3 protein-coding genes are annotated in these 848 nt (G+C 45.8%); all 3 read left to right on the top strand.

What is annotated here, in order from left to right:
- The first annotated feature begins 13 nt into the window (after positions 1-13).
- The 3 genes from RE027_RS17855 (at position 14) to RE027_RS17845 (ending at position 685) form a co-directional block, all read left to right on the top strand.
- Entirely contained in the window at positions 14-109 is a 96-nt protein-coding gene (locus RE027_RS17855) for a DUF5347 family protein (protein WP_368809641.1), read from the top strand.
- A 66-nt stretch (positions 110-175) separates the two neighbouring features.
- On the top strand, positions 176-403 hold the full coding sequence (locus tag RE027_RS17850; RefSeq protein ID WP_049012073.1) for a DUF2732 family protein: 228 nt from the start codon (positions 176-178) through the stop codon (positions 401-403).
- Positions 404-685 (top strand): DUF5405 family protein, encoded by a 282-nt coding sequence (locus tag RE027_RS17845; RefSeq protein WP_049012074.1) that lies wholly within the window; start codon positions 404-406, stop codon positions 683-685.
- Positions 686-848 lie beyond the last annotated feature (163 nt).

The following is an 848-nucleotide window of genomic DNA, read 5'->3' as shown; positions in this document are numbered from 1 at the left end:
CAAATTAAGTGAGCTGACTACTGAGGAGAAAAAGGCGCTTATTACAGCGATGAATCATTTTCGCGCAGTAGTGAGCTTATTTCCCAAACGGCTGACCATGCCGAATTAACCCGAAACGAAATTAATGGCGTAAACCCGCCGGGCATTTTTTTTGCCCGAAATCAGGAGAAAGACCATGCAGAAAGAATTACCAAAAATGTTTAACGCTGAAAGCGATCCCCTCATGGCCGTGATTGATATAGCCAAGAAAGAAGAACGTAAGGCGCGGGCTGTAGCAGTTTCAATCCGCCTTGAAGCACTGGCCGTACATATCGCCACCAAGCGTATGTCCTGCTTAGAAGCCGCTGAACTGCTGAGAGGTGAAGCTGCACGCTATGAAAATGAATCATTGGAGTTGCACTGAATGAGCATTCACATCGAAATCGGTGATAACTGGGTTATTACCAGTGACAAATTTCAATTCATTTTGAATGAAAAGAAGGTTGTTAAATCAGGGAAAAATACTGGCGAGCAATGCCTCTCTACAATCGGCTATTACCCAAAAATCAACCAGCTTATTTCTGGCCTGATTCATCACCATATTCAGCATTCTGCCATTATTTCTCTTGAAGCTATGGCCGCTGAAATTGAGCGTGTAGGGCAGCTTTGTAGCAAGGCGCTCAATGAGGCTAATGTTGATGCCTAACTCTGCGGAAGATAAATACTATCCGTGGCGTGCTGCAAGAAAAGCGGTTAACCCCTACCTGAACCCGGCGGAAGTTGCGCCGGTTTCTGCGCTTTCAAACCTGATTACTCTCTATGCTGCGGACAATGAGCAGGAACAACTGCGCCGCGAGGAAATGAGTAAT

Source organism: Kocuria sabuli (genome assembly GCF_040981185.1).
In the GTDB taxonomy this organism is placed as follows: Bacteria; Actinomycetota; Actinomycetes; order Actinomycetales; family Micrococcaceae; genus Kocuria; species Kocuria sabuli.
The sequence above is the reverse complement of the archived record's forward strand: the minus strand, read 5'-3'. Positions and strand labels throughout refer to the sequence as shown.